Origin of the sequence: Streptomyces sp. IBSBF 3136 (genome assembly GCF_036815105.1) — a bacterium.
GTDB lineage: Bacteria > Actinomycetota > Actinomycetes > Streptomycetales > Streptomycetaceae > Streptomyces.
This window is the reverse complement of record NZ_JAJSZC010000081.1, coordinates 1-23,749: the sequence shown is the minus strand read 5'-3', so window position 1 is coordinate 23,749 and position 23,749 is coordinate 1. Positions and strand designations below refer to the sequence as shown.

The 23,749-nt window shown below is 66.5% G+C and carries 16 protein-coding genes, 1 tRNA gene and 1 pseudogene; 8 read left to right on the top strand and 10 right to left on the bottom strand.

Translation table 11 applies throughout. The annotated features are described in order from the left end of the window. Positions 1-454: 454 nt before the first annotated feature. The 4 genes from V7E45_RS19035 (at position 455) to V7E45_RS19020 (ending at position 4,512) form a co-directional block, all read left to right on the top strand. Positions 455-1,093 (top strand): BlaI/MecI/CopY family transcriptional regulator, encoded by a 639-nt coding sequence (locus V7E45_RS19035; RefSeq protein WP_333775381.1) that lies wholly within the window; start codon positions 455-457, stop codon positions 1,091-1,093. Positions 1,094-1,378: 285 nt separating this feature from the next. Beyond that, entirely contained in the window at positions 1,379-2,626 is a 1,248-nt protein-coding gene (locus V7E45_RS19030; RefSeq protein WP_333775380.1) for a DUF6236 family protein, read from the top strand. A gap of 326 nt (positions 2,627-2,952) precedes the next feature. Continuing rightward, positions 2,953-3,348 (top strand): hypothetical protein, encoded by a 396-nt coding sequence (locus V7E45_RS19025; RefSeq protein WP_333775379.1) that lies wholly within the window; start codon positions 2,953-2,955, stop codon positions 3,346-3,348. Between the two features lie 525 nt (positions 3,349-3,873). Next, the gene (locus V7E45_RS19020) at positions 3,874-4,512 is read left to right on the top strand and encodes a hypothetical protein (protein ID WP_333775378.1); all 639 of its coding nucleotides are present in this window, start codon (positions 3,874-3,876) and stop codon (positions 4,510-4,512) included. A 72-nt stretch (positions 4,513-4,584) separates the two neighbouring features. Here V7E45_RS19020 and V7E45_RS19015 read toward each other — a convergent pair whose 3' ends face one another. Further along, positions 4,585-11,169, bottom strand: a complete 6,585-nt coding sequence (locus V7E45_RS19015) for an RHS repeat-associated core domain-containing protein (RefSeq protein ID WP_333775377.1) — start codon at positions 11,167-11,169, stop codon at positions 4,585-4,587. Positions 11,170-11,311: 142 nt separating this feature from the next. Continuing rightward, the gene (locus V7E45_RS19010; protein ID WP_333775376.1) at positions 11,312-14,908 is read right to left on the bottom strand and encodes a LamG-like jellyroll fold domain-containing protein; all 3,597 of its coding nucleotides are present in this window, start codon (positions 14,906-14,908) and stop codon (positions 11,312-11,314) included. Between the two features lie 517 nt (positions 14,909-15,425). Between V7E45_RS19010 and V7E45_RS19005 the strand changes: the two genes are divergently transcribed. Continuing rightward, positions 15,426-15,677 carry an ANTAR domain-containing protein gene (locus tag V7E45_RS19005; RefSeq protein ID WP_333775375.1) on the top strand — a complete coding sequence of 84 codons (252 nt, stop codon included), beginning with the start codon at positions 15,426-15,428 and terminating at the stop codon, positions 15,675-15,677. Positions 15,678-15,827: 150 nt separating this feature from the next. Here V7E45_RS19005 and V7E45_RS19000 read toward each other — a convergent pair whose 3' ends face one another. The 3 genes from V7E45_RS19000 to V7E45_RS18990 form a co-directional block, all read right to left on the bottom strand. Continuing rightward, positions 15,828-16,760, bottom strand: a complete 933-nt coding sequence (locus V7E45_RS19000) for an anti-sigma factor RsbA family regulatory protein (RefSeq protein WP_333775374.1) — start codon at positions 16,758-16,760, stop codon at positions 15,828-15,830. Then, a complete protein-coding gene (locus V7E45_RS18995; protein ID WP_333775373.1) occupies positions 16,760-17,062 on the bottom strand; it encodes an STAS domain-containing protein in 303 nt (100 codons plus the stop codon). The genes V7E45_RS19000 and V7E45_RS18995 overlap by 1 nt, the downstream gene beginning before the upstream one ends. A 347-nt stretch (positions 17,063-17,409) precedes the next feature. After that, a complete protein-coding gene (locus V7E45_RS18990; protein WP_333775372.1) occupies positions 17,410-17,814 on the bottom strand; it encodes an ATP-binding protein in 405 nt (134 codons plus the stop codon). Positions 17,815-18,081: 267 nt separating this feature from the next. Here V7E45_RS18990 and V7E45_RS18985 point away from each other — a divergent pair, with 267 nt between their 5' ends. Both V7E45_RS18985 and V7E45_RS18980 read left to right on the top strand, forming a co-directional pair. After that, complete coding sequence (locus V7E45_RS18985) at positions 18,082-18,612, top strand: methanogen output domain 1-containing protein (RefSeq protein WP_333775371.1); 531 nt, start codon at positions 18,082-18,084, stop codon at positions 18,610-18,612. Continuing rightward, positions 18,609-20,189 carry a PP2C family protein-serine/threonine phosphatase gene (locus V7E45_RS18980; RefSeq protein WP_333775370.1) on the top strand — a complete coding sequence of 527 codons (1,581 nt, stop codon included), beginning with the start codon at positions 18,609-18,611 and terminating at the stop codon, positions 20,187-20,189. Before V7E45_RS18985 ends, V7E45_RS18980 begins: the two co-directional genes overlap by 4 nt. Before the next feature lie 70 nt (positions 20,190-20,259). On the opposite strand, the pseudogene V7E45_RS18975 reads toward V7E45_RS18980, so the two are convergent. From V7E45_RS18975 to V7E45_RS18955, 5 genes and pseudogenes are all read right to left on the bottom strand, one after another. Beyond that, positions 20,260-20,680: pseudogene (locus V7E45_RS18975) on the bottom strand (IS982 family transposase); the annotation flags it as partial. A gap of 61 nt (positions 20,681-20,741) precedes the next feature. Further along, positions 20,742-21,260, bottom strand: a complete 519-nt coding sequence (locus tag V7E45_RS18970; RefSeq protein ID WP_333775369.1) for a DUF1203 domain-containing protein — start codon at positions 21,258-21,260, stop codon at positions 20,742-20,744. 305 nt (positions 21,261-21,565) lie between these two features. Continuing rightward, a tRNA-Met gene (locus V7E45_RS18965) sits at positions 21,566-21,639 on the bottom strand. 261 nt (positions 21,640-21,900) lie between these two features. Then, positions 21,901-22,161: a helix-turn-helix domain-containing protein gene (locus V7E45_RS18960; protein ID WP_319146757.1), complete on the bottom strand. Its 261-nt coding sequence runs from the start codon at positions 22,159-22,161 to the stop codon at positions 21,901-21,903. Then, positions 22,161-22,775 (bottom strand): DUF2975 domain-containing protein, encoded by a 615-nt coding sequence (locus V7E45_RS18955; protein ID WP_333775368.1) that lies wholly within the window; start codon positions 22,773-22,775, stop codon positions 22,161-22,163. Before V7E45_RS18955 ends, V7E45_RS18960 begins: the two co-directional genes overlap by 1 nt. 200 nt (positions 22,776-22,975) lie before the next feature. Between V7E45_RS18955 and V7E45_RS18950 the strand changes: the two genes are divergently transcribed. Beyond that, complete coding sequence (locus tag V7E45_RS18950; RefSeq protein WP_333775367.1) at positions 22,976-23,284, top strand: hypothetical protein; 309 nt, start codon at positions 22,976-22,978, stop codon at positions 23,282-23,284. Positions 23,285-23,749 lie beyond the last annotated feature (465 nt).

The window sequence follows — 23,749 nt, the reverse complement described above, 5'->3', positions numbered from 1 at the left end:
GGAGGAGCTGGCTCACGGATCCTGGCTGCACTCCCCCGACCTCAGGGCGGCACCGGTGGAGGTTCAGCCACTCGACGCCGCGGTCTTGGACCAGGTTCTCGGCCGGCAAGCACGTTGCTGTGCCGCCCACTGGGCATTGCGCCCCACTCCCCTGTCCCTGCCCGTCGCCTCACCCCCCGCGCTACGACTGATCGCGCTTATCCTGGGCGCACATACCAGCAACCGCACCGCGTACTGTGCCGACATGGAGGTGCTCGGTCGTCTGAGCGGGCATTCTCCGCGTCAGACAGCCGAACTACTCGACCGGCTGGTCGCCATGAACACGATGGCGACGTGGGGAGACGACCGGGACACCGGCGAAGCTCTTTGGGAACTGCCCGCACAGCATCCTCGGGTGTGCTCTGCGGTGAGGCCGGCACCGCCACGTCCCGGCCGCCGAACAAGGAGACAACCCATGTCCGAAGATACGGCGTCAGCAACGACGTTGACTTCGCAGTACCTCAGTCAGGTAGCCAGCGACCTCGAACGCAACGTCAAGGAGCAGGAACGCATCGCTGCGGAACTCGGCACGCTGCAGGAGCAGTTGACCGTACTCCAGCACGACCACGGCGTACTGGTGAGCATGCAGCAGGCACTCGGTGTCTCTACCTCGGTCGCTGCGCCTTCCCCCGCCGGCAGCGCTGCTGTCCCTTCCCCCAGGAAGAAGGCCACCACCAGCTCCAGTGCACGGCGCACAGCGAAAACGGGTGCAGCGAAGTCACCCAAGGGCAGGAAGCAGACCGCAACGAAGCCCGTCGCCGAGAAGTCGGTCGCGCGGGCGGGCACTCAACCCACCCTGGTCGACCTCATCCACCGGCATCTCACCGAGCAGAACGAACCCCGTTCCGCAGCTGAAGTGGCCAAGGCACTCGGCGATGCGCACCCCGACCGCAAGATCTCACCCAACGTTGTGCGCACCACCCTTGAAAACCTCGTCGCCAAGAACCTCGTGCAGCGCAACAAACAGGGCAGCTCCGTCTTCTACACCACTTCCGCGTCCACGGAGCCGACACCAGCGCCCGAGGAAGAAGCCCAGCCCAACACCCATAGGTGAAGGACATCGTTGCAACCCTCCACGGCTGCGTTCCCTAGCCTTCGAGGCATCGATCAGTGCGTCTGAGAGTAGAGAGCAGGGGCTCGCGACCCGGTGTGCTCCTGAGGGAACGGTGAGGCGGCTACGTTCCGTGCAACGGAGAGCTCTTGGCGCAAAGACACTGATTGCGGACAGTCCTCAAAAGCGGTTGTCATTGGTCTACTTAGCTCTCCGAGGTGGCCAGTCCTCCGTAGCATTGTGGTGATCACCCGTAGGGTGTCGAGGCCTCGAACAGGGAGAGTGACCGTGAGCATCGGCTTGTACTACCCCTACGTTCACTTCCGGAACATGGCATGGATCAAGGCAGCAGCGCTGTACATGCCCCAGCTCGTGCGTGTGGTTCCTGCGGGCTTCACACTGGCCGATCCTCGTGACGTCCGGGTGCTCCACGACGGCTTAGGGTTCGTGGACAACTTTGACCCCGCCGATGCTGTCGAAGCTGCATCACAGCACATGCTGGCTCTGGTGAAAGCTCACGGTGACGACCTGCGCCGCAGCTTCGGTATCCATCGCGCTCAGGACCTACGGGCGGCTGGTGGGGTGAACGCCGAGCCTTCGCCTCCCGGAACTGCGCCGCAAGTGCGCAGCCTGCACCAAGCTAGTCGCTTCGGTGAGCGGCCCCTTGCCGGCCTGCATCCCGGCGAGATGGTGGCTCATCTGCGTGAGGCATTGCAGGATTGCGGTCTAGCAGTGCCAGCCGTCCGTAACTCTGTCAGGCGGCGGTCCGGCCCTGAATGGCTCGGCATGGATCCGGCTCTAGCATGGGTATACAAATGTGCACTGACCGCTGAAGTCGCTCATCGGACGGCCTTCGTCCCCCTTACCGATCAAGTCGCTGCACATACTGCGGCAGACCTGTGGGACACGGAGCGTATGGCGGCCGCCCTCCTCGGCGAAACCGAAATACTCATGGAGGCACCCGACTTGACGAGTCGGATCGGGATTCTGTCGATCGAGTATGTTTTGCCTGCACGGCTGGCCAGTGTGCCGGCCGAAAAAATCGTGGAGCTACGGACCAAGTACGAACTGGAGTTCCTCGCCTACAGCGACGCAGTGGAACAAACCGCGAAGACGCTACAGGAGAACGTGGGCCACATCGCCAGTCGGCAGGCAATGGAGATGCACCTGCGTGAAGCAGTGCACCGGGACTTCGAGACAGAGGTGAATACCCTCCGCAAGGCGATGTACGGGCTTGGTCTACAGTCCATCACCACGGCCGTCAGCACGAAGTTCGAGATGCCTACGTCAGTCGCACTTGCCAGCGCGGCAAGCGCCTCGGTTGCCGGCAGCATGATGGGAACTCTGACCGGTGCGGCCGGCACAGCCGCTGTTGCGGCCTTCGGCATTGTCACCGGGGCGCGACGGCAAACCGCACAGGCCCTGGCAGCCAACCCTGCCAGCTTTCTGCTTCGTGTCGAACGCGGCCTCACACCGACCACCTTGTGGAAGCGGGTCAACGGAGCACTCAGGCGCAATCTCGGAGCTGGTGTCTAGGGAGGACGTCGTGTCGGGCTGAGACATCGTGCCGGGTTGCCCGGCGCAGAACGGCGGAGTGCGTCAGGCCGTCACCGCCGCTCCAGTCGGCAGCTAGATCCCTCGGCGGCCCGCTTCCGCCGCTCACCTGCCCCGCCGAGCGGCTGTACAACGCCCTCGGTATGCGCTGGAACTGAAAGCGCGGCGGCTGTCCGCCGTAGCGCAATCCGCCCCGCGCACACAACCTGCAACCGAGCGGCTCTCGTCGACGCCTGCTCCTCAGCCTCGGGCGAGCGGTTCACGCGGGTTTCGTGGCGGCTTGGTCATGATGCGTCGGCCGTGGGGTTGTGGACACGCCGTATACGAAGTCGCGGACATCGGGCTTGTTGGGGTGCCTCAGCTTCCATGCCTGGCTCCGTCAGCTCGCGGTAGAACCACTCGATCCCACGGGCACCGCGCTCGATGTTAGTGCTGGGCTGAGGCGGCCGCAGCCGGGCCTGCTCGGCAAGGCGAAGCAGGGCAGGGAGTTCCTCGGACTGGATGAGCAGGGGTGCGCCGGGTACGGGTGCGAGGCGGATGAAGTGGGTGGCGGCACGCAGGAAGAGGTTCCGCTGTGGGATCGCGCCCACCGCGGTGACCGCGCGTGCATCGGCGTCTACCCAGCCGGCACCCCGGACGAGCAGGTCGTCGGCGCCCGGGTCATCGACCGTCCGCACGCGCGGATCACGATCTCCTGGCCCTGATGCAAGTCCGAGCACGACGACGGCCTCGACGGCACCCAGCGGGTGCTCGTCCTCGGCGCGTCGCAGGCATCTCCGAGCCGACTCTGCCGAATGCACCCTTGGTCCGACGGGCGCCAGGCAGGGAGCCGAACATGTGGAGGCGACACCAGGCGACGTTGCAACCTCGTGGTGCGAGTGCTGCGCCTGATCACACCGGTGGGTCGGGTGTTGTGCAATGCATGGGAACTGCCCCTGGGCGAAGCGCGAACGCAGGTTCGGAACTCGCCAGGACCGGTTTCGTCGGCAGCTCGTCGAGGTGGAGTCCCTGGCAGTCATCTTCGGAGGCGAGCCACCGCGGTGAGCGCTGAACCAGCGCCGTAGCACCTTCTGGACAACCCTGCAGGAGCTTGACGTCGGCCTTGAGCAGCTCATGCTCATTGCGTCCACCTGAGGCGGGCTGTGAAGCTCACAATCTCCGGACGCCGGGCAGGTTCAAGCACTCTTGCATTGGTCATTTTCGGCGGCTAACCATGCAATAATCACCCCATGATCGACCTGTCATCCATTGATCTCGTGCAATTTGTCACCAAATGGTACGGAGCGCCAGATCAGGCAACAAATAGCGCAACCGATTGCAGTCACCTCCCCGCACCGCTGCACGCCTGGTACGATCTCGCAGCGAAGTACTCCGCTCCCTTGATGGGCGTCAAGCGATTTCTCGCGCCTAGTGAAATCAACTTGCGCAACGGCAAAATGGTTTTCCTGGCGGATCCTTCCGATGCCATTTGGGGGTTCGACGCCAACGATCCGATGAGCGTGTACGAGGGGCGACTGTACGGAGACTGGGTGAAGGTCCCGGAGTCATTGCAGGATTTCCTCGTCCACAACACGCTTGGCGAGGCTGTATATAACGCTCCATACGCAACTTCTTGCGACTCTTTGGAAAATGCACGCATCGCGGAGATTCTTGCCCCCATGGAAGAAGTATCGATTGGGGCATGGAATTGGCCTGACTCAGGCCATCGGCTTTTCATGGGGTCCGGGATAGTCGCTGAGGTGGGACCAGCAATCAGCGATGGAGGTCCCCTTGAAGACGCCTCAGGCCATAGCGAGGTACAGGTAGGGGCCATTACCCCCGAAGCTATCGCTTACCTGTACGACATGCCGGGGATCGACTGGCCCTAGCAGCACCTTCTTTGGAGCCGACATAGAGGCAAGAGTCCCCTGCCCCCGTGAGGGGCAGGGGACTCTTGCCTCTTACCAGTCCTTCACGCCGAACGACTCCGTCTTGATCTCGCCTAGCGCGTTCTTGAATGTGACGTCAAGCCTGGAACCTGCTGGAAGAATTTTATTGATATTCCTCATGCAGGTGGAACAGATGTACGTCTGATCGATGTAGAGGTGCGCTCTTGACATTTGATACTGTCGCATCAACGCGATCGCATGCGTTTCCGCATGTTCGCGATTGACCTTGAGAACGCCCGGCGGATCTACGTACCCAGGCGGCTGAGCCGCCTTTCCAGACGAAACCGCAAGCGAGTCGTCATAGCCCTCAACGTAAAGTGCACCATTTGTCCCTCCGGGGTGCTCGAACTTGCTTGCCGCTTCTTCTGCAGCGTCAAGTCCTTCCTCGTCGCTGACCGTGACACCGCTTCCGCTGCTGGCAGCACCATCCGCTTCGCGGAATGCCTTGCCCAGCTTGTCCGCCCCAGATGCCATCATCGGGCTGCCGACGGCGAGCATTCCGGTGCCAACGGCTATGACTGGGGCGCCGCCTGCGCAGAGGACACCTGTTCCGCAGGCCGTGACGCCTGTGGCGATCGCACCGCCTCCGAAGGTGTCGATGACGCCGCCGCCCAGGGCCTGGACCAGTCCGCTCCAGAAATCGCTGCTCTGAACCAGACTGTTCAGGTAGTTGCCGATGTAGCTGTTGCTGTCGCTGGGGCCCTTGACCGGGGCGCCGCAGTCCTGAGGAAGCCCGGTTCGGGCGCAGCGGTTGCTGGCGTTGCTGGTCCCGGAGCTGACGTTTCCGGAGCTGCTGGTGGAGGCCGTTCCGGTCTGGTTGTAATGGACCCTGCCGCAGCTGCCGTGGTGGCAGCTACCTGCGCTGGGGTTGTTGGGGTCGATGGGGCCGTCCGTGATGACGTTCCCTGAACCGTCGCCCTTAGGTGTGCCGACGCCACAGACGTCGGCGAAGCACAGGCCGGTCGGGTCGGACTGAGTGACCGGTGTGTTGCCGGCGTAGCTGTAGCCGTTGAGCGACTGGTGCTGGTTAAGGCTCAGGACCGGGTCGACGCTGATGAACTGCCCGAGGGTGGGGTCGTATTCGCGAGCTCCCACGTGGGTCAGGCCGGTCGTACCGTCGGCCGGCTTGCCGAGGAACGCCTTGTCGTCGGGCCAGGACGCCGGCTTTGTTCCGCGCGGGGCGCCGAAGGGGGTGCTGTAGCGCTTGGTGACCGCATAGGTGCTTGCGTCGAGGGCGATGCTGGAGGTGCCGTGCTGGTCGGCGGCCAGGAAGTTGAGTTTCGTGCTCGACACTCCGGACGTGGCCGTGCGGACGGCGATCGTCTGGCCATTGGCCGTGTAGGACCGTGTGGCGGAGGCGGTCTTCGTGGTGCCCTTGGTGGTGAGGTGGAGTTCCGTGCCGGCGCCCAGGTAGAGGACGGTTTCGCCGTCGCCCTTGGCGCGGCGGATCAGCAGTTCGCCGCTGGCGTCGTAGAGGTAGCTGGTCTCCTTGGTGCCTTCGGTGAGCTTGGACAGGTCGCCTTCGGTGTTCCACACCAGGCTCTGCTGGGCGGTCGGTCCGGGGCGTGAGGTGGTGTTGCCGCTGCTGTCGTAGGAGTAGGTGGCTGCGCGGGCGCCTGTGGTCTTGTCGAGCGTGTGCGGCTTGGTGTCGGCGGGGTCGTCGTAGGTGTACGACGTGGCCTTGTCACCCGACGTGGTGTGCTGGGTCTCCGTCTTGCGCTGGCCGGCGTCGTTGTAGGTGTACGACGTCCAGTAGGGTGCCGCTCCGTCGAGGTTGGCCGTCGTCCGGCCGGAGACCGAGCAGTCCGCGGTCTTCGGGGTCCAGGCCTCGCTGAGGCGGCGGTCGCCATCGTAGGCGAAGCACTGGTAGTCGGCCTTTGCCGTCCCGCCTTGTGTGGTGGCGTCGAAGATGGAGGTGACGTTGCCGGCGTCGTCCTGGGTGAACTTCAGCTCCTGCGGCATGTAGCCGTGCACGTCGTCGGTGACGAAGGCGCGGGTCAGGCGGCGGGTGCCCTCCTCGTAGTCCCAGTTGAGGTAGGCCTTCTTCGACGAGGACGCCCCGTCCATGCCCACAGTGAGCTGGCGCAGATCACCTTGCGGGGAGAAGGCGGCACCCTGCAGGTAGCCGGTGGTGCCCTTGGCGGTGAGCTGCCCTCCGAGTGCGTTGTAGGTGTAAGAGACTCCCTCCGCGGCGAGGCCGCCGACTGCCGGGGCGGAGTACTGGCTGATCGAGCCGTCGAGGTTGTAGCCGGTGGAGAACGACAACTTGTTCGCCACGTACTTGTCGGCTACCAGGGGTTCCGTGTCGGGCAGGATCAGCTGGTTGCCGGTCGCGTGGTACATGGCGTCAAAGGCCGTGACCTTTTCGGTGTACGCCTTCCCGGCCACACCGCCGTCGTATCGGGTGGCGGTGTCCTGCTGTCCCTTGGCGACCTGGTCGTAGCCCCAGGTGGCAAGTTTGTTGGCGTCGGTCTTGTCGGCCTGCCACAGGTCCGTCTTGCGGCCGAGGTCGTCGTAGGCGTACAGCAGCTTCTTCGACTGGTCGTCGTTCGGTGTGGTGCTGAGAGTCTGGTCGAGGCTGTTGTACTCGGTGACCGTCTTGCCCTTGTCGGGGTCGGTCGCCGTGACCTGGCGCCCGAAGAGGTCGTAGGTGTACGACCACTTCGTCTGGTCAGGACCGGTGATCGTCTCCTGCTGACCGGCGCGGGTGTAGGTGTAGTCGGTCGTGGTGAAGTCCGTGCCGGTCGGCTTCGGGCCGGCGTACTCCCGGCGCTGGGTGGTCTGGCCGAGCGCGTTGGTGACCACGGCGGTCGCCTGGCCGCCGGCGGGCGCGCTGCTGGCGACGGTGTCACCGGTGTAGGTGGTGTCGGTCGTCCAGCGGGTGACGCCGTGCACCTTCGTCACGGCCTTGGTCGCCCGGGCCGCGCCGTCGTACGTGGTGTCCGTCTGGGTGGGTGCTTGGCCTCCGTCGATCTCTGCGGCCTGGGAGCTGGGCGGTGAGGTGCTGTCCCAGATGTCGGACTGTTGGCTGACCGCCAGGCCGCGCGCGTCGTAGAGGGTCAGGGAGATCAGTCGGCCGCCTTGCGGGGTCGGCGTCTGGGTCTGGCGGCTGCGCAGCAGGGAGTCGTAGAACTCGTATGTCGTGTTGTAGCCGGATCCGTCGTTCTTGAGGGTCGCGGTGGACACCCAGGGCATGCCCGTGCCGGTGACGTGGTAGGCGTAGACGTAGTTCGGGGTCTTGCTGAGCACTTTGGAGCGGTTGGGCAGCCAGAGTTTGGTGATGCGGCCGAGGCTGTCGTACTCGCTCTCGGTGACCTTGTTGTTGGGGTCGGTGGCTTTCACGGTCGCGCCGGTCGCGAAGTCCAGCGCCGCGGTGGTTTTGAAGTGCTTGGCGTCTTCGGCCGACGTCGCGGTGAGCGGTCCTGCGTCTGTCGGGACGTAGGTGACGGAGGACACCGTCAGGTCGTTGGTGTTGGTGATGGTCTTGGGGCGTCCGAGGGTGTCGTAGGTGGTCCCGGACACCTTCTGCCAGGTGGGGGTGTCGTCGCTGCCGTACCCCTTGGCGCGGCCGGTCCAGGTGGCGTCGCCCTTGGTGGGCTTCTGGGATGCCGACCAGGTGGTGGTGGCGTCGTAGAGGGTGGCGGTGTCGGAGACGACGTCACCCGCGTGCTTGGAGTCGGCGGGCAGGTCGAGGGCCGAGTCCGTGGTCGTGCACGGCTTGGTGACCTTGCGGGTGCGGGAGACGAGGGAGTTGATGCCCTTGTCGTCGTTGCGGGCGTACCAGGTACGGGTGCACGTCTCGTCGCCGGTGACGGAGTCGTCGCCCTCGTCCTCGACGGTCTCGGCCATGCCGTAGTCGTCGTAGGTCGTCTTCACCGTGTGCACGCGGTCGTACGGGGTGAGCTTGCTGGTGATGTGGGTGCGGGCGTGGGTGGCGGCGGTGCGTACGTAGTACGCCTCGGTGTCCGCGTACGACTTGTGCTGGGTCGCGGTCTTCTTCGACCAGGGGTCGTTGACGGTTCCGCCGACTTCCGTGTCGCCGTCGTAGGTCACCGACTCGCGGGTGAAGCCCGCGTACTGCTCGGAGTCGGTGATCTCGTCGGCTTTGATGCCGGAGACCTTGGCGGTTTTGCGCTTGTCGGGGTCGGGCGTCTTGCCGTCCGGGCCGAGTACGCGGTCACCGTTCATGCCGCGCAGGTAGAGCGTGGTCTGCTTGCTCTGCGTGCCGGTGGAGACGCCGGTGAGGTGGGTGACCTGCTGGTAGCCGCGCCAGATGGACCAGGTGCGCTCCTTGGCCGGGGTCAGCGGGTCCTCGTCGTAGTGCCAGGCACCGCCGCCCGTGTACTGGTAGCTGTGCTGTACGGCTTCCGAGCCGCCCTGGGGGTCGGTGGTGGACACGGAGCTGACCGGGTACTTCTGGAACCAGTCGAGCTTGGGGTCTTTCTCACCGTTGGGTGACCAGTACACCGGGTAGCAGCGCCTGGTGTTCTCGTCCAGCTTCGGCTTGCTGCCGCCTGCGGTGCAGTCCGCCTCCTTGTAGGAGACGATCGTCTGCGCTCCCGTCTCGGAGGTGACTGTCTTCAGGCGGGGCTTGTTGAGCGGCAGGATGTCGTCGCTCGCGCCGTCGACGCGGTTGGGCAGCATCACATGGCTGAACGTCACCGGGTCCAGCGAGAGGTCGGTCCCGCGCTTGCCGGTGTGCTTGATCTCGTCGAGCCAGAGGGACTGGTCGGTGGAGTCACCGGTGTCGCCGGGGTCGAGGTAGAGCTGCTTGAGGGACCAGACGTCCACCGGCTCGAAGGCGGGGGTGGATGCCGCCGCGTGCCAGGCGTAGGTGGTGATCGCCGTCAGCCTCTTGCGGGTGAAGAACGCCGGGCCGACGTTGCCGGTGCACTTGTCCCCGTCCTTGCATACGGAGTCGAACGGCACGTCCGGCCAGTTGTCCCGGGTGTCCTTGGTCAGGGAGTCGCAGCCGCTGCCCGAGGCCAGGCAGCGCTCGGCGTAGTCGAAGACCACCTTGTCGGAGGCGGCCGGGGAGCCGGAGAAGAGGGCGCCGGCGCGCTGGCCGTAGCGGATCTCTTTAAGGTAGCCGCCGCGGACGTAGTCGGTGCCGGTGTTGTCGTTGCCGAGCATGTCGTAGTTGTTGTGCTCGGCGGTGTACCAGTACGACTCGGCGTTCCCGTGGGTGTCCTCGACATAGTCGAGGTTCCAGCGCCAGCCTTGTGTCTTGTGCCGGGCGGAGAAGGAGTCACCGCTGCTGTAGCCGGGTTCGCCCTCGTCGTCGCCGAAGACGGGCACCGTCCACACCGACTGGGTGCGGTCGTCCGAGCCGGCCCCGTCGAGCTTGTTCAGGCCGAACACGTACTTGGTGCCGTCACCGGTGACGACGGTCCAGTACTCGCCGTCGTCGTCACCGTTGTCGGCACCGGTGGAGTGGGTGACGGTGGAGGCGTCATCGTCCTTCAGACGCCACTTGCCACTGGTGTCGTCCTTGACCAGTTCGGTGGCTTTGCCGTTCAGGACGAGGGAGGCGTTGTCGTACTTCCAGCACAGGTCGTACTTGCCGTCCTGGCCGTCGTCGTCGCAGGAGCCGTACTTGCGCTCGATGAAGGACGAGGTCAGGTCGAAGCCCGTGCCGACCTGGCTGCCCTGGTTGTTGGTGTTGGACGTCTGTCCGTCGACGGCGCCGGAGTCGTACGAGATCGACAGGTTCGGCTGGGGGCCTGCCGCGGCCGGGGGCACGCGCAGGGGGTAGGACCAGGTGAAGGACCCGGACGAGCCGCCCGCCTCCCACGTCGAGGACGCGGACAGCGGCGTCGCCTTGTAGTCACCGGCGCCGGACTGGGCGCCCGCCGCGACAGCGAGCAGCATCGGGTGGGCGCCGGCGGAGAAGGAAACCGGCGCCGAAATGCTGTCTTTCTCCCGGTGGTTCACCGTGTCGAGGGGCAGTCGGCTGTGGCACTTCGCAGCGGTCGGATCCTTCAGGGCGCAGTCCGCCAGGCGCGTGACCTGCAGACGGCCGGCCCAGTCGCCGCCGTAGGCTGAGGCGAAGGCCGAGTAGTCGACGCCCAGTCGCGCCGTTCCTCCAGCCCGCGGGCCGGTGACCTTGAGGACCACTCCCCTGACGCCCAGTTCGGCGGTCGTCTTCTGGTCGAGGACCTCGATGGTGACGGACTTCGCCTGCCTGCCCTTGCCGGGCGCGGTGACGGTGACCGGCAGGGAACCCGGAGCCGCCTTGGCCGTGCCCGTGCCCGTGCCGGGAACAGTCAGCGACGCCTTGCCCGCCTTCGGCCAGACGGTCTTGCGCTGTTGGTCGTGGCGGGCCCGGGCGGCCGCCATCCGGTCGGCCTCGGCGGCCTTCTTCACCTCCGCCGCGTTCTTCTTGTTCACCTTGGCGGTGAAGGGGCTGACCCTGGTGGCATGCGGGGCCTTCAGGTGAGGACGTCCCAGAGGGTCGGTGTCCGCGGCGATCGCGACGGGGGTGAGCAGGCCCGGCAGAAGAGCCAGGCCAGTGGTCACTGCGATACGACGAGACCAACGTGTTCTGTCTCTGCCCCTGCGGCCTGATGTCGGCCTGGGTATGCCAAAGGAGTTCATGGCGGTTCTTCCTACGCGGCGTCCGGCTGTGTCAGGCGGGACGCGTGCCGTTGAGGAGGATGAAAGGAAAGTGAGGTGGGGTTTGTCAGGCAGCCGGATGCCGGGCGGTCCGGTCACAGAGCGAGCCGCCCGGCACCGCGGGTCAGGTGCCGTCCGGTGTGTCCAGCACCTGGGTGAGGACCTGATCGAAGTTCAGCGCCCCGGTCCATACCCGCAGGGACTCCAGCGAGCCGGGCAGGTAGTGCCCCGTGGATCCGCCGGCCGTTCCCCTGCCCGCCGACAGCGCGCCGGTACCCTGCTGGACCGCGGAGAACCCGGAGTCGTCATCGCCGGGCTGCTCTGTCCCGCCCACGTACAGGTGCAGTCGGCCGAGCCGGTCCTCGGTCTTCGACGCATCGGCCGGGTCGGTCCACTGCCACGACTCCTGCGCGTCGAACACGCCCGTGACGTCCACCCCGGTGTTCACCTGGGCGGAATCGGCAGCTGCCACTTCAGCGCTCTGCGTGACCTTGCCGTCCGATCCGACGGCGGTGCGCGTGAACTTCCACTGGTAGGTGTCGGCTGCGGGCTTGACCACCCACAGCGCCCAGGAGGACTCACCGCCGATCGCCTGCCCGGCCACCTGAGCCTGATAGCCGACCGGCTTGGTCGCCAGCTTGTCGGCATCCAGCTTCACGTGAGCCGAAACGGTGAACGAGCCGGTCTCGTCGACCACCGGGCCGTTGGCCGAGGCATAGCCCGACGTCCCGTCCAGAACAAGGGCATTGTTGTCCTCGTTTAGCACTGCACCGCTGGGGGACAGCGCCAGCGCCGGCGCGGGGTAGGAAGTGACTTCCTTGACCTGGGTTCCGGTGGAAGCGGTGGCATCCCAGTCCGCGACGAGCTCGTCGTCCGCCACGCCGGCCTGCGTCAGTTGCGCCTCCTGCGCAACCTGCTCCGCAGTGAGCGGGTACTGCCACACAGAGGCCTCATCGATACGGCCGCGGAAGTTCTCTCCCCCGACCCCACCGACCAGCGAACGGCCGAACTGCAGGCCGGAAGTGGATGTCCACGGCTGGTAGGCGGAGGACAGATCGTTCAGCACCACCGGATTGCCTTGTGGGCGCCCGTTGACGAACAACTGGATGGTGTCGTTCGTCTTGTCGGTATCACCCTTGTTATCGAAGACGGCTGCCAGATGCGTCCACACGTTCAGCGGCGGCGGCCCGGCATCGGCGATCGACCGGAGGTAGACCGGGTTCTCCTTGACGTCGGCGGCCGTGCGGTTGAACACCCACTTCTTGTAGCTCGGAGAGTAGTACAGCGTGAACGCCGAAGCTTGGGCGCCTGGGGCCGACAGCACTACGTGCGTCTGTGTCGTGTCGGTCAGGTAGACCCAGGCGGAAACGGTGAAGGAGTCCTTGGTGTTCACCGCCGGCGCCGCGGTGGCCGCGTAACCATCACGCGTGGTGTCGGTGTTGCTGTCGTTGAGGTAGAGCGAGTAGTCGGACTCTCCACGGCGTCCCAGAGAGGACCAACCGGCGTGCGAGGTGTAGAGGGTGGCGTCGTGCCTGGTGCCCTCCGTGGCGGTGTCCTTGGCGACGGTCGTTCCCGAACCCGGGGCTGCGTCGTCGAAGTGCCAGCGGCCGACCGCCCCTTCTGCGGGGGCTACCTTGAAAACGAACTCCGCGGGCGTGCCCCACCGGTTGTGGACATCCTTGGCCCGCACTGAGAGCACCTGAGTACCGGCGAGCGGTGGTTTCACGTCCTTGACCTCGACATTGAGACCACCGGATACCTGCTTCGCAGGCGTGGACAGCAACTTCCACTCATAGGCGGTGTTGTCGGTGTGCCCATTGGTGATGTCGGCCGTGTTGGGCTGGAAGGTGAAAGAACCGGGCACTCCTGGGCCGCCGTTGCCGGCACACAGTTCAGCGGTGCATTCGGTATAGGGAGAGCCGGCAGTGATACGGGGGGCCTTGGGCGCGCTTGAGTCGATCTTGAAGTAGCACCAGGAGCTGTAGGGCGACCACAGGTCGCCGCTTTTCCCGCTGTATGACCAGTGCGACTGGGTTCGCGCCTTGTACCGGTACAGGCCACCGTCAGCGCGATCGGTGGTGCGCATCTTCTCGAGGGTCTCATCGGGATCCCAGCCCGTGTCGGGCCTGTGCCCTGTCCACACCTGGTGCCAGGCTGCATCGTCACCGCGTTCGACCACGTACTCGGCCTGCAGCGAGCCTTCTTCGTCGCCCTTGTGGGCCTCGACCTGCGTCTGGACGCGGGCCTGGACCATCGGATCGGTTCGGGTGACGATCAGTGGATCGGAGGAGGACTTCTCACAGTAGGCGGTAGTGCCATTGCCGGGGATGACACCGACGCTGGTCGGCACACCGGGCTTGTAGGCGAAGGTGACCTGGAGTTCGGCGCTGTCGTCGAAGCGCTTCCACGCGCGCGGGTCGCTCTCGTCCTTCGCGCGCAGCATCAAGGTGAGGCGGCTCATCTTGCCGTCCGCGAAGGAGCGGACGGTGCTCGTAAGATTCTCGTCCGGCTCATCGGGGTTGTCGTTGAACTCGATCCACGAGTCCGGCTGGTCGGGGCTGCACAGACTGCCGCGGCCGGCCGAGACGTAGCGGTCGCCCATCAAGTCCAACTGTCTGGGGCCCGGCCACCTGGTGCCCTCGGAGATGTTGTCGGTGCGGACCAGGTCCACCCAGTGGGGGTCGCAGTTGAACGACCAGGTCTCATGAGCCCGAAAGGTGGCGTCCAGAACATGCTTGCCGGCCAGCTTCGTGGGCGCGAACTCGAAGTACATACGGTCGACGTAGCCGCCACCGCAGTAGTAGCCGTCAGCGGTTCCGCACTTGCCGACGCCCTTGTCCCCGTCGAACATCCAGAACTTGTCGCCGTCCGAGGAGAGCTTCGTGCGCTCTGAGACGCCCAAGCCGATGGAGGGGTCGATGTAGACGGGGTAGACGGTGTCCTTGCCGCGCAGCAGACCCAGGTCCGGGTGCACGGCCACGGCATCGTCGTCGACCTTCACCGGCAGCACCGCGGTGGCATCACCCTGCCCGGGCTGTGATGGGTCATCCTGCGGTTGACCGTCTGCGGGCTTTCCGGTGCCCGTACGCATCAGCTGCGTCTGCGGGCCTGCGGCGCTGTCACCGGCCGAGTCCCACATCTGGCCGGCCGGGCCACGGAACACGGCGTTGCCGTTCTCATCGATGGCGCGCAGACCACCGCCGACTCCAGGCACTACGGACAGGCCGTCGCCGGACGCGGTCAGTTTGACCTGTTCTAGCGCCGGGTTCTGTGCCGCCTCGGGCGTCTTGACGACGAGAACTTCTCGGTAGCTCTCAGACGTGGCTGTCAGCTGCAGGTCCACCCCGTCGAAGACGTCGGCATAAGTCGCTGTCGCACCGTTCAGGGTCGGTGTCGGCAGGTCTCCAGGCCAGCCAAGGGTGACAGATCGTCCGTCCTTGCCCAGCTGGATCATGTTCGTTCCTGAACCGCCGCCGGAGAAGGACAGGTTCACGACCGCGCCCTTGGGCGCTATCCGGCCGTCCTCACGGCGCTCCAGTGCAGGATCGACCGTCCCCCAGCTGCCATCCTTCTCCTCCACCCGCTGGGGGGTGGAGGACTGCGTCAGTGTGAAAGAGCCGTCCGGGTTCGCCTTGGTCGTGGAGTACTCGGTGCGGTCCGCTGTCACCTCCACCGGCTCCCCTGACGCCTGAGCCCGGGTGGATGCGGTGATCTCATTCACCGGCCCGGACCCTGCTGCCGACGCGTGGGCCGCCGGCAGCGCTGCGGCAGGCAGTCCAGGCAGTGCTGACAGGATGAGCGAGGCCATGGCGCCGCCCAGGAGACAGGCGCGTGCTCTTCGTGCCCTCCGTGCTGGCGGCAGGCCAGCCCCATGAGGCTTCACGAAATCCCCCCGTATATGGATCTTGTAAAGGTCTCGAAAAGTAAAAAGGTAGTGACCGTACACGGTCAACAAAATGTGTGGTTGCTCACAAGAGAGGTCCTGACCTGCACAGTTGGATTCAGCCACCTGGCCCGCAGCCTCGCGCCAGGTCATTCACAGGAACCTTGCGCCACCCGGTTCACCCAGAAGATGTGCCGATGCGGCGACGCCGACAGCGCGACGAAGGGAAAGGGCGTGAAGCCTCCCAGGCCGTGCAGGGGCGTCGAGCGTGCTGGCCTGTGTGGATCCCCATGCGTGGGTGACGTGCAGCGGTCAAAATGGATGATGGAAAAGAACCTGGGCAGCCGATGAACTGGTGGCGGAGCTGGAGCAGCTGCGGACAGAGAACCGGCAGCTGCATCAGGCGCTCGCCTCGCACGCGGTGATCGATCAGGCCATCGGCGTCCTGGTCGTGCTGGGCCAGATCAGCCCCGCCGACGGATCCAGGGTGCTGCGAGAGGTCTCCCAACACACATCAAACTCGCCGCCGTCGCGGAACAGGTCCTCAAACACGCCCAGGGCGCTGCCCTGCCCGACGTCCTGCTCGGGGAACTGCGCGCGGCCCTGACCCGCCACACTGCCGTCGACCGGCCCCTCTGAGCGACGGCGGCCGGCCGCTCTACAGAGGGCGACGCCCAAAGCAGGTGCCATGGCATGCGCCTGGCTCAGCGGGACCCACGCCACCAGCGCGTGAGCGGGGCCCGCCACATTGTCCTGCTCAGCCGGGGAGGTAGCAGCGAATGGTAGTGCCGTCGGGGCCGGTGTGAGCGCGGACAAGGTCGGCGAGTTGGTGGACGAGAAGGAGGCCACGGCCGCCGGGCTGCGTGGGATTGGGCGGGCGGCGGCCGGCCAAAGGATCGTTGAGTTGTCCGCCGTCGTGGACCTCGCAGACAATCCGGTTGCTCTCGGCCCAGATGCGCAGTGTGCCCGAGCCGGCGCCGTGGACGACGCTGTTGGTGGTCAGCTCCGCCACCGCGAGTTCCAGATCTCCCAGGCTCACGCCGGACACGCCCAGGAACCGCGCCTGGGAGACGGCGAAGTCGCGGGCACCGGGCAGTGTTTGGGCGGCGAAAGGGCAGGTCGCGGCGGAGAGTGGGGCCAGCAGGGGCTCGTTGTAGCGGGCGATGATCTGCTCGGGGCTGTAGGCGGCGGAGGACGTCTCTCCATCAGCGTCGAGGATGAGCGGATGGGTCGCCAGGGCGTCGCTGAGCGCCTGCTTCTCCAGCTGCCCGGCATCGTAGGGGCACAGGATGGTTACCGCGCGCCCGGTGAAAGCAGCGTTGATCAGGGCTTCGTGCTGGACGCACGCCGGGTACTCGACGGCGGAACGACCCTGCCATATCGGCTCGCCGATGATGCGGACCCGGCGGGCGCTCGACTCGGCGTCCGCGAACTTGCGCAGCACGCCGGGGATGATGCGGCCGGGGTTGCGGCCGGCCTGGGTCATGTCGATGAAGCGCACCTCCGCCGCTCGCTCACCCAGCCCCTCGCGAATCAGCTCCAGGCGATCCGGCGGAGCGGCGACGGCTGCGGGCTCACCGGCGTCCAGCCCTTCCCTCAGGAAGGGAACCGTCCCCGCGATGTACTGGTCCCGGTCTCGGTAGAAGAGCGCCGGGTGAACGAACGACTCGTGCGAGGTGGCTGTGCTCATCACGCCGCCACCTCGATCGCGGCGATCCCCGGCCAGAAAAGCTCAAGGATGCGCGGCAACTGCGCCGGAGGGCGGTGAAGCACGATCCGCCGTCCCTCGGACAGACGGTGGGCGGTTACCGCCAGGTCCGTCACACCAGCCACATCCACGAATTGCACGCGAGACAGATCCACATGCAGCACATCCGTGTGACGCTCGGCCAGTTCCTTCAGCGCCTGCTGCCAAACGGTCCGTGTGTTCATGCTGATCTCCCCGATTGCCCCCAGCCCGGAGCTGTCAGGCAACGGAATGATCTGCAGCACCGCGCCACGTGGCGGCGGGGTGGAGGGCCCGCCCACAACATGTGGGACATCCACGACCTTCCCCCCAGTTCCTCGGGCTTGGCCACACGGCGGCCCTTCGATCACCTCGCACGATACCGGTCAGGCCAAGCGAAGAGATGCAGCGTGCGGTCCTCTCACATCTGGCGCACCCTCTGAGAGTCCCGGGTCGCATGTTGACCTTCGACCAGTCAGGTCAGACCGCAGGGCTGAGCACGGCCGGCATGGTTCCCCGTTGAGGCAAGCTGGAGGCGGGTCATGCGGCCTACTCCGCTGAAGTCTGCTCGTCATGGCGACACTGCTGACCCACGCTGGAAGGCAGGGCGAGCTCAGGAGTCGAGGCCAAGTTCGGCCCAGACCGTTTTGCCGGGATGACACGGGGTGACGCCCCAGCATCGGGCGAGTCGTTCGAGGAGCTGCATACCAAAGCCGCCGGGCTCGGTGGTCGAAGTGGCCCGTTTACGGGGCCAGCGGTCGCTGGAATCGCTCACGGCTATGCGCAGCCACCGCCCGTTCCAGGTGAGCCGGATCAAAGGCGGGCCGGAGCCGTGGCGGATGGCGTTGGTGATCAGTTCCGAGACGAGCAGCTCGGCGGTCTGGATTATCCGGTGCTCGCGCAGCGGGCCGCCGAAACTCTCCACGCAGTCGCGGACCCAGTGCCGGGCAGCCGTGATGCTCGCCGTGACTGCGGGGAAGCGCGACTCACAGGATGGGATGGTCGATTCGCCGTTCACAAGGTTCCTCCAGCGCGGGTGGCCCTAGGCCGCCGCCGACCGGCGCTGCGCGCAGCCGGTGGCAGCCACTGGTCGGGTTACCCCTACCTGTCTGGTGAACCATCTGTGTCTGCCAGGTGACCGGCAGGTCCTGTGAAGGCCCTCCGCCGAGAGATCGATGTGCTGGTGGTGGCGGGTTGGAGGGGGCTGGCAAAATCAGGTCCCGTCACAGGAAGAGAGGTCACGCCGGTCCCGCTGCCGCCGCGGCCCGAGGGCGAGGGAGCCCGCATGGAACAGGTTTCGGACGTGGAGATTCCACTCGACCGTGATGTGTTCCTGCGGACTTTGGTGCGTGAGCTGGCGACGTCGCTGGAGTCGGTGATCGGTCTGGAGGAGGCGTCCGGCTACGTCAGCCTGGTGGGGCAGGCCGTCGGCACGCAGATCGACGAGATGTACCTCAAGGCGCTGGGAGCCGACCGGCTCACAGGTGAGCAGGTCGCTGAGACACTCGTGGATCTCAAGCGCCGCATCAACGGTGACTTCTACGTCATCGAGCACGACGAGAAGAAGATCGTGCTGGGCAACCGGGTGTGCCCGTTCGCCGAGAAGGTGGTGGGCCGGGAGTCGATGTGCATGATGACGTCCAACGTCTTTGGCACCATCGCCGCCCGCAACCTGGGCTACGCGCGGGTGGAGCTGGAGCAGACCATCGCGCGCGGCGACGCGGGCTGCCGCGTGGTGGTGCACCTGGTCTCCGACGTGGACATCGAGACGGTGAGTGGCCGTGAGTACTTCGGTGACCGGGCTGTGGCTCCATGACCCTTGGCCTCTTCCGGGCCATCACCAAACCGCTGCCCCATCCGGTGCTTCTCTGCGGGGTCGACGGCCGCGTGCTGGCCGCCAACCCGGCTGCCTGCCGCTGTGACGACCGGCTGCACCCGGGCGCTAGCGTGTTCGATCTGCGGCCCGACGACACGTCGTGGCTGCGGCAGCAGCTGGCTGTATGGCTGCGCAGCGGCAGCCCCGTACCGGGCGCGCTGGTCATCAAGGACGCTGACGGCCGCATGCGGCGATTTGGCTGTCACGGGGCGCGGGCCACGTGGTGGGACGGGCCGCAGCCGGCCCTGCAGCTGCATCTCGTCGAGGCCGGGGCGTCCGACCAGTTCGTGGTGCTCAGCCAGCAGGTGGAAAGGCTGAACCGGGAGGTCGCCTTCCGCCGGGCCACCGAAGTGGACCGAGCGCGGTTGCTGGCCGCTGAACAGGCCGCCCGTGCCCAGTTGCAGCACTTGTACGACCTGACCGCCGCCCTTGCCGGTGCGATCACACTGGCCCAGGTGTCCCGCGTCGTCAGTGAGGTGGCGCCGGCGGCCCTGGGGGCCACCGCGGCGGAGCTCTATCTGCACTCGGTGCGGCTGGTGCCGCCCCTGCAGCCAGGTGATAACGGCCTTCCGGCTGACGCGGGAGGCTGGACCGACCTGGACCGGCCTTCTTCCTCGGACGCCACGCCCCCCCGTGGGGCCGCGGTTGCGGTTCCGCTGGCGCTGGCGCTGGAGGCGGACGGTATCCAGCTGGGCATGCTGATCGTGTACGGCTCACACAGCTCTACCGCTCCTCAGCATGTGACGGCTGTGGCCCAGCAGATCGCTCAGGCGTTGCGCCGAGCGGGGCTGCACGAGCACGAGCACCGGGTCGCCGAACGTCTACAGCTCAGCCTGCTGCCCCAGCTGCCCCACCTGCCCGGACTGGAGGCGGCCACCTGCTACGCCCCGGGCAGCGACCTGCTATCGGTCGGCGGCGACTGGTACGACGTCTACGACGTGGACGCCGATCACATCGGCCTGAGCATCGGCGACGTCGCCGGCCACGGACTGCACGAAGCAACCGTCATGGCACAGATCACCGCCGCCCTGCGCAACATCGTGCCGCGCTGCGGCACCGACCCCAGCGCTGTCCTGGACGAACTCAACACCTTCTTGGGGCGCTACCATCCGAACCGCATGGCCACCGCCTGCTACCTGGTCTTCAATCGCCGGACGCGCACTTTGACCTACGCCGGCGCCGGCCATCCGCCGCCGCTGCTCATCCACGCCGACGGCACCAGCGCCTACCTCAACCACGCCACCTCACCGCCTCTCGGACCCATTCGCAACATTCGCTACCGACAGGCCGACATCACTGTGAGCGAGAACGACACCCTGCTGCTGTACACCGACGGGCTGATCGAGCGCCGTCGCGAGGACCTCGCCATAGGAATGGAACGGCTGACCGAGTTCGCCCGCACCACCAGTGGCCTGGACATCGCCGAGCTGTGCGAGCGGTTTCTGCACCACCAGCCCGAGGCCGCATTCCCCGACGATCGGGCCCTGCTCGCAGTCCGATTCCCCTCACCCGCCTGACCGGCCCTCCACCCAGCACAGTGGGGCCGAAGGCGCACCGAGAACGGCGGTGGGCCCTGGCCCTCGGCAGGTACTCGGCCCATCCGGCCAGGTCGGAGCGTTTGACGGTCTCCCGGGAGCGTCCCGCATTCCACCGGCGTGGAATCCACGATCCACACGTCGTCGCTCCATATGGAGGTGTCGGGGGCCAGCAGCCGGGTCACCCGCCACAGCAGCTCGGCGGCCTTGCGTAGGCGCTTGTCGTAGCCGGGCTGCCTCGGCAGGTAGGGGAACAGATGCCACAGGTGGGAGCGGGCGTGGCGAAGCCACTTGGCGTCGGAGGTGAAGCCCAGCATGGCCTGCATCATGGCGAGAGTGACCAGTTCGGCGTCGGTCAGCTGCGGCACGATGCCTGCTGCGGGCCGCCACGGGGCGATATGCGGTGGTGCCTTCAGCAGGTCATCGGTCTTCACATAGAGTGCGGTGGCGAGGGAGTCCAACTCTGTCTTCACCCACCGACGTTGGACTCGCGCAGCCGATCCCTGGAAGTCGATCATTCAGGTGGTACGGCTGCTACTGCTCCTTGGCGGGGGGCCGTCGCACCTCGAAGTGGAAGCATCCGTATTCCAGTGCCCTGACGTGTACGAGCACCACGTCCGGATCGTTGAACGCATCGTCGAAGGCTGCATCGAAGCCGGTCGTGGCGTCGGCCGGAATCTCCAGAAGGCGGCCGCCTGCGATATGGCCCCGGGCGTCATAGCGGCGCACGGTACGCAGGGCGCCCGGCCGAGCGAAGGGGTAGTTCTCGCCGGGAGTGGACCCGCCGCAGTCATCGGCATGGATGAAGACGGGACCCTGTTCGTCGTACGCGCCGGGATCTGTACCCCTCGTGGCGGCCCAGCGACGCAACGGGGCGTACGAAACAAGGGCGATCCGCTCGCCGAGCGTGGTGGGGCGCAAGCAGCAGCGCAGCGGAGAGCCCACGTCCTCGCCGGTGGCGATGTACGGAGCGCAGGGACGGCCCGCGTCGTCGACAGCCCGCAGTTCCTTCAGGATGGTTGTGTCGATGGGGAGCACGGTGTATCTGGTCATGTGCCCATGCTGGATTTGAGGCACGGGCGGGTGCTGGCAGGAAACGGACGTCACGAATGGTGCGCGCCCACGCAGAAGGCTGGCCGGAAAGTCACATCCGCTGAACACAGGCCGCCTACGATCGCCGACCCCTTGGAATCGGCCAGCGCCCCCAAGGGGCCCCGAGGTTATCGAACAGCTCCAGGATGCCGACTGGAAGCTCGCAGACTCCCCCGCGGCGCGATGGCAGTGAAGGCGGTAGCACAGGACGGACTGGCGGCCAGGAAACATGAGAGGGGCCCCGCTGGCGCCGGGCCCCTCCTTCGTAGCGGGGACAGGATTTGAACCTGCGACCTCTGGGTTATGAGCCCAGCGAGCTACCGAGCTGCTCCACCCCGCGTCGGTGGTATCACCCTACACGGGGCGAGGAACGCGAGCGCACCCGCCCTGAGCAGCTCGTCGCCTCCCGGTTCGCCGCCCGCCGGTACGCCGACGGCACCTCCAGGCGGCCCGGGGGGGGCCGGGTGGTCACGCGACTCCGACCAACGACCTCACCTGGCTGCGCGGCATCCATACCGGTCGGCAAGCTGCGCCAGGTCGTGGTCGGCCGCGGTTTGCGTTGCCCGCTGATGGGGCGCCAGTAGCTCGTGGGTCCTGCGGGTCAAGGCTTACGCGGGCGCCCGTCCGAGGATCCCGGGCGATAACTGAGCAGGTCTCCTGGCTGGCACTGCAAGACTTCACAGATCCGGGTGAGGGTGCTGAACCGGATCGCCTTGGCGCGTCCGTTCTTGAGCACGGACAGATTGACGTTGGTCACGCCGACGCGGTTGGCGAGTTCGGTGAGGGTCATGCTGCGCTCGCTGAGCAGCCTGTCGAGGTGGACTTCGATGTCATGACCTTCGTGGTCGTCCGCGGCAGCCATCAGACCAGCCCTTCGAGGTCTTCACGCATGGACACACCTTGGCGAGTGATCCGTGCGAAGGTCAGAACACCGAGACCGGTCAGAACAGCCAGGTACGGAAAGTTCCACATGCTCAGCACGCTCCCGGCCGAGAAGTCCACGTCCTCGGCCAGCGCCGCAAGCAGGGCCGCCCTGGCATTCGCCTCGGCGAACTCGACGACCAGGCTGCCGACAAGCAGCCACCAGCCGACCAGGCGAAGCCGGGACGCCGTACGCGCGGTGTAAACACCCTCCCGCGCCGCTCCCCGCAAGAACCGGTGCAACAGGTACAGGCCGCTAATCAGGAGCAAACTCGACGGCAGGCTGCTGAGCGCGTCCAGGATACGCAAGTGTGCGTCGGGCGCTTCTGCGCAGTAACGCGGGATCGAGTCGACCTGCGCCCCACTCTCGGCGGCGAAGCCGCCAGGCGTGGCGGAACTGCTGCTCGACTCGTCGGCGATGCAGACGCTGAAGCCTCCCCAACTGCCATGTACGACCGAGACGACGAGTCCTGTTATCGCAAGGGCCAACAGAATGCGCAGGACCACGGACACGACCGTGGCCATGGGCTCGAGCATCTTCCGGTCTTCCGTCATGGAGTGTCCCCGCCTCACATATCGATTATCGATGGTATCGAGAAACGATAAGGCCCGTGGATAGGCGAAGCAACCCCGAGGTGGTGGCCCGGACGGCGCCGACCCGACCCTCCGTACGCAGAACCGACCGCACGGTGGGCTGTGCGGCTGCGCGGGCAGGGCATGTCCGCGCAGGACATCGCCGACCGCGCCGGCCTTCCGTGACCCTGGTCCGCCGCATCCTCCGAACCCCGGCACACGGCACCAGGGCCCGGGACGTCCCCCGCACCACCGCGGACGCCATCCTCGGCATCCCGCTCCCCGGCCGCCGCGACACCGGCGCCCCCGGCCTGACCGACTCCGAGGATGCGTCCCGGCTGCTCGCCGACCTGGCACGTGCCGGATGGCCAGCCACCACACTCGCCAAGCGCCTGGACATCAACCCCGCACCGTCGCCGAAGTCCGCGTCAAACGCCCCCGCCTCCACCTCGACCTGGCCTTGCGGAGACGCCGCCTGCACCGCGACCTGATCAGCCTCGATCCCGCCCGCTACGGCATCCACCCCACCGACAGCGCCCGCACCCGCGCCGCAACCGCCCGACGTACCACAGCGATCCAAGTCGGNAGCCTCGATCCCGCCCGCTACGGCATCCACCCCACCGACAGCGCCCGCACCCGCGCCGCAACCGCCCGACGTACCACAGCGATCCAAGTCGGGTAGCCTCCAGAGGTTTCGGACCTCCGTCCTTGAGGTGTGTTCCAGGGCGTGCCGCAGCCGCAGTGTGACGGGGTCATCACGCGTCGGGCTTTCGGGGGAGGTGAGTTCTGCGATGGCGTGGTCGAGTTCGGTGATATGCGTGGTCAGCGCGGCGGTCTGAAGGCGGGACAGCGCCGGCGGGGCGTCGAGCGGGCGCTGAGCCGGGGCGCGGGCGGTGGTCAGGCGGGGCAGGTGGGCGCTGGCGCGGCGGGCATTGGGACAGGTCAGCACGTGGTCA

What these genes read in the sequence shown, in the direction of transcription:
- V7E45_RS19035 (WP_333775381.1), top strand. Translation starts at nt 455, where the DNA reads ATGTCCGAAGATACGGCGTCAGCAACGACGTTGACTTCGCAGTACCTC.
- V7E45_RS19020 (WP_333775378.1), top strand. Translation starts at nt 3,874, where the DNA reads ATGATCGACCTGTCATCCATTGATCTCGTGCAATTTGTCACCAAATGG.
- V7E45_RS19015 (WP_333775377.1), bottom strand. Translation starts at nt 11,169, where the DNA reads ATGAACTCCTTTGGCATACCCAGGCCGACATCAGGCCGCAGGGGCAGA.
- V7E45_RS19000 (WP_333775374.1), bottom strand. Translation starts at nt 16,760, where the DNA reads ATGAGCACAGCCACCTCGCACGAGTCGTTCGTTCACCCGGCGCTCTTC.
- V7E45_RS18985 (WP_333775371.1), top strand. Translation starts at nt 18,082, where the DNA reads ATGGAACAGGTTTCGGACGTGGAGATTCCACTCGACCGTGATGTGTTC.
- V7E45_RS18980 (WP_333775370.1), top strand. Translation starts at nt 18,609, where the DNA reads ATGACCCTTGGCCTCTTCCGGGCCATCACCAAACCGCTGCCCCATCCG.
- V7E45_RS18970 (WP_333775369.1), bottom strand. Translation starts at nt 21,260, where the DNA reads ATGACCAGATACACCGTGCTCCCCATCGACACAACCATCCTGAAGGAA.
- V7E45_RS18960 (WP_319146757.1), bottom strand. Translation starts at nt 22,161, where the DNA reads ATGGCTGCCGCGGACGACCACGAAGGTCATGACATCGAAGTCCACCTC.
- V7E45_RS18955 (WP_333775368.1), bottom strand. Translation starts at nt 22,775, where the DNA reads ATGACGGAAGACCGGAAGATGCTCGAGCCCATGGCCACGGTCGTGTCC.